Annotated in this window: 6 protein-coding genes; 3 read left to right on the top strand and 3 right to left on the bottom strand. The window is 38.6% G+C overall.

Annotation, left to right across the window (positions count from 1 at the left end; genetic code table 11):
- The coding region (locus tag EG849_RS15335; RefSeq protein ID WP_148096068.1) for a site-specific integrase at positions 1-423 on the top strand (423 nt) is incomplete at its 5' end.
- Between the two features lie 20 nt (positions 424-443).
- Here EG849_RS15335 and EG849_RS15340 read toward each other — a convergent pair.
- A complete protein-coding gene (locus tag EG849_RS15340) occupies positions 444-758 on the bottom strand; it encodes a helix-turn-helix domain-containing protein (RefSeq protein WP_233581820.1) in 315 nt (104 codons plus the stop codon).
- Between the two features lie 368 nt (positions 759-1126).
- Here EG849_RS15340 and EG849_RS15530 point away from each other — a divergent pair, with 368 nt between their 5' ends.
- On the top strand, positions 1127-1297 hold the full coding sequence (locus tag EG849_RS15530; RefSeq protein ID WP_158611966.1) for a hypothetical protein: 171 nt from the start codon (positions 1127-1129) through the stop codon (positions 1295-1297).
- Between the two features lie 669 nt (positions 1298-1966).
- Entirely contained in the window at positions 1967-2206 is a 240-nt protein-coding gene (locus tag EG849_RS15345; protein WP_125014297.1) for a hypothetical protein, read from the top strand.
- A 132-nt stretch (positions 2207-2338) separates the two neighbouring features.
- Here the strand turns inward: EG849_RS15345 and EG849_RS15350 are convergent, their stop codons facing one another.
- On the bottom strand, positions 2339-3181 hold the full coding sequence (locus EG849_RS15350; RefSeq protein WP_125014299.1) for a toxin-antitoxin system YwqK family antitoxin: 843 nt from the start codon (positions 3179-3181) through the stop codon (positions 2339-2341).
- Positions 3182-3189: 8 nt separating this feature from the next.
- A partial coding sequence (locus tag EG849_RS15355) for an RHS repeat-associated core domain-containing protein (RefSeq protein WP_148096070.1) occupies positions 3190-4045 on the bottom strand: 856 nt, incomplete at its 5' end.

Genomic DNA, 4045 nt, shown 5'->3' on the forward strand with positions numbered 1-4045 from the left:
ACCGGCATACGGTACTCAGACATTGCAAAACTGAAATGGAAAGACGTCCATACTACTGCCCAGGGACATTTCATAAGATTCAGGCAGCAGAAAACCCAGAAACAGGAAATGATGCCAATATCAGAACATGCCTACAAGCTGATGAAAAACCAAAGAAATGATGATGAGATGGTATTTGTGGGACTCAAGAAATGGGACGTAGACCGTATTCTCCCCGCATGGGTATTACAAGCAGGTATATCAAAGCACATCACCTTCCACTGCTTCCGCCATACCTATGCCACTCTTCAGATATCGGCAGGAACTGACCTGTTCACCGTATCGAAGATGCTGGGCCATAAAAGCATCAAGACCACGCAGATCTATGCGAAGCTTGTCGATGAAAAGAAAATCCAGGCGGCAGGCAAAATCATGCTGGAGTAAAAGCTAGAAGTGAAATCATATCAACGTCTGTTGATCTCGTTCCTTATATCAGCGATGGTCTTTATCTTGCCTGATTTAATCCAGGCGATGATTTCGTTCTTACTGAAATAAAGACGCTTGCCTATCTTGAAGGCAGGAATCTCCTTGCGGCTGACTTTTGAATATATCGTCGAAATGGAAAGCTTTACAAGTTTGGAAGTCTGATCAACGGTAAGGAGATTATCTTCGCTTGACTTTTCCGACGAAAAATTTTCAACCATTGTTTCGATGCGCTCAAGCATGCACAATATCTTTGCAAGAATCTTTGAATTTTTTTGTTGCTTGCCGTTCTTCATCGCATGTCTTTATCTAAAATTCGTCCATTTCAATTTTTATAAGTAGTTGGAATGGATATTACTCATACACAATAAAAAATCAAAAGTACTAGAAGCCGCTCCTTACCCCCTAACACTGTCCGTTTCTGGAAACTTATGTCTCACCATGGCACCTTCGAATAGTGCACGCAGGCGCGGCACGCACACCGAGAAAGGTGTTCGGCACCCTCAAGGCCAAAGAATGACACCAAAGCACTCCCGGGACGGACATCGCCGAAATTATGCCCATGATGATGTAGTCGATGCTTTTGGGATCTGCCCCCCGCTCAGCATCGCTTTTGTCGCAGCTTCAGCATCAGGTCGGATGCCACATGGCTCAAATCCGCATAGTGATCAGTCAAGGAATCCGACCCGACAGAGCGTTGGCCAGCAGGCAGATTGTGGCCAAATGGCCAGCAGAAATCGAATTGGTGGAGCGCATCAATGGATCAAGACCGACCAGCAGAAGGCTTACATGTGTGCCTTTTTGGCGAATCCCATTAATCATCCTGCCTAATTGATTTAATTTTAATGTTCGTGCGAGACGTCACCCCCATCATACGAAACATTAACACTATAGTGCTGGTTCTATGCGTACTTGTCTAGAAAGGCAAAACAGTCTAGAAAATTGTAAAAAACAGCTCCTTTAGTATTAGTCATACGGATAAAGCAACATTTTAACTGGGCTTTCACAAAAATTAACATCTTGTTGGTTTATATGGAGATAAAACTGCTGGACAAGCTAAAGACAAAGATTTACAGACTGGTGCTTCAACAACAAGTCGCAGCGCATTGGATTATGATACATTTAGAGTGATAGCGTTATTGAGCAACCACGAGTCACATCTTCGCAGTGTTACTTCCAAGTTTCCCGATTTCGTTGACTGCTTAGCCGAAAGCAAACTGTCAAGTGAGCACATTAAAGTTCTTGAGCAGTTCCACACGGCAATGCTCTCTGATAAAAAGCTAAGAAATGAATACCGAAGCATCACATAATCCGCAATAAAAAGTGCTTGAAAAGGCACTGGTTTTAGCAAAGGTCTGACGAAAAAAGACATCGTGAAAGACTAGCAAAAAAATGAGTCGTGCCCCCAAAAGGGCACGATTCGTTTTTTATGGTAATCCCTAAAATAGTTCTAGCAAAAAACCTAAGTTTTTTGTATCTTTATAATATCAAAACACCAGCAAAAATGAGGAATAACAGAGACTTCCACGATTTCTTTCCAACGGAAAATTCATCTAGCACCAATCTGAAATATGACATTGTAGCCAGCAAATTTATGACTGGAATCCAGAATCACCAGATGCGGAATGCTCCGTCTTCGTCTGTAGGGATTGTGTTCAATTTGATTGGCGCGGTATTGCATATGGTTCTGGCGTTGGTATTGATTCTTTTCGTTGGTGTTCAATGGATTTGGAAAAGGTTTTAAACAAAAAAAACAACCCGAAGGTTGTTTAGTTTTAGAATGCGCTGATAAATAATTGGTAGCCTACAAATGATAGACGAAATAATGACCTCCAACATTTTTTACATTACAAAATTTATTCAGTAAAAAAAAATCTTATTTTACATAAACCTCTTTTTCAAAATAAAAATCTCTATCAAAAACGGTCACGTCAACTTTTTCAACATTCTTAGAATTTTCTTTAGCTATTATAAGGCTTTCCAAGAATTTACCTCTCAAAACCTGCTTTCCCTTTTTAGTAAATTTAAAAGCAAAACGATTTCTATCTTTGAAAGAGTCTAACTTTATTTTTGACAGATTGCTGAAATCTTTATTGATTCCTTCACCAGTTATAATTACCAATGTTTTGTCTTTTCTCTTATTCTCTTCTGTCTTATTAGAATTAAAGACAATCGAACCTTCATTATATTGTCCGACTTGAACTGTATCAGGAACTATCAATTTAAAAAATACACTTTTATCTTTGATAGTGTCTCCTTTGGCATCGTACTCTATGAGAGTATTTGAATGAAGCTTTTTATCGAATATTTCCATCAAGTAACTCTTCATTAATAATTTACCAGTATTTGTATCGTACGTTTCTATCCATCCATTATTTTTGTCTGATTTTGTAAAAGCACCTCTACGATAGATTCGGTTATTTTTATACAAGATATTATAAGTGCTGTCTTCTAAATAATATTCTATATTATCTAGACTGCCATCCTCATTGTAGCCATAAATAGTATCAATTGCCTTTCCGTTTTTGTAATTAGCTTTATCTTTTACATTGCCATTTTTATAATAAATCAACATCTCTCCATCTCTCTCTCCTTCACTATTTAAAGATATCTCAGAGTGCAATTCACCTGTGTCGTAGTAAGTTTTTTTGGTTTCTATTTTCTGACAGCTTAAAAAAAATGAAAATCCTAATAATAAGGTGTATTTAAAATATTTCATAACTAGTCTTAGTTTCGTTTTTTCTTATTTATTTCATTTGTAAGTAAATTGTCAACCTTTTGCATTGTTGATGAATTCTGTTTGTCAAGTGCATTGTCAAGGCTATCAATTTTATCTTTATTGATTGTAAATGTCTTATTTCCTGGTTCTACAAAAGCAGAGCCACTTGAATTTGGGTCATCATTTGGAGAATGGACTATAGTTTCAAGGCTAACTCTACTTACAGTCGTATCGTTGTCTTTTTTGGTTAAGGGGTCGGGCGAGGTTGAACCAACTATTTTTTCCGTTAGGTTAGTTGATTTTGCGTTTCCATCACTGACTTTTTCAAGTACAATTTTTACTTTTTCTGCTGTATTGGCTTTAAGAAACTTACCAACATCTCCAGGTCTAAACATATTAGCAGCCTGCACTAATCCAGACGCATCTATCCAATCCACTCCAGTCACACCCCTTCCACTCCTTATCAAATCTGTTTGTCCCGAACTTCCTCCTTTCTCATTAGCAAAGCTCATTCCTCCTCCTTTACCAGAGGATTTCGACCTCGAACTAGTTTTGCTAGATTTAGAACCCGAGAAGAATGATAAAAGTGGCTTAAAGATAGGAGGTGGAAGAATTGGAAATGGCCACATCCCGTCAGGGTCAATAAAATAGACAGGATTATTAAACGCATAAACATAAGGAGACCATCGTCTTCCTTGCTCCGACAGCGGGTCAATATTCATCCACCTGCCGATTGCGGGGTCATAATTCCTGGCCCCGTAGTCGTAGAGGTTAAGCCCCAGCTCGTCTTGGAACTCCTTCCCGTTGTACTTATACTTATAAGTATTGTCGACCAATTGTCCTTCATTATACCCCTTGTGCTTC

This window comes from Flavobacterium macacae (assembly GCF_003865365.1).
Classification (GTDB): domain Bacteria; phylum Bacteroidota; class Bacteroidia; order Flavobacteriales; family Flavobacteriaceae; genus Flavobacterium; species Flavobacterium macacae.

Coding starts and splice junctions, on each gene's coding strand:
- EG849_RS15350 (WP_125014299.1), bottom strand. CDS start 3,181: ATGAAATATTTTAAATACACCTTATTATTAGGATTTTCATTTTTTTTA.
- EG849_RS15340 (WP_233581820.1), bottom strand. CDS start 758: ATGAAGAACGGCAAGCAACAAAAAAATTCAAAGATTCTTGCAAAGATA.
- EG849_RS15345 (WP_125014297.1), top strand. CDS start 1,967: ATGAGGAATAACAGAGACTTCCACGATTTCTTTCCAACGGAAAATTCA.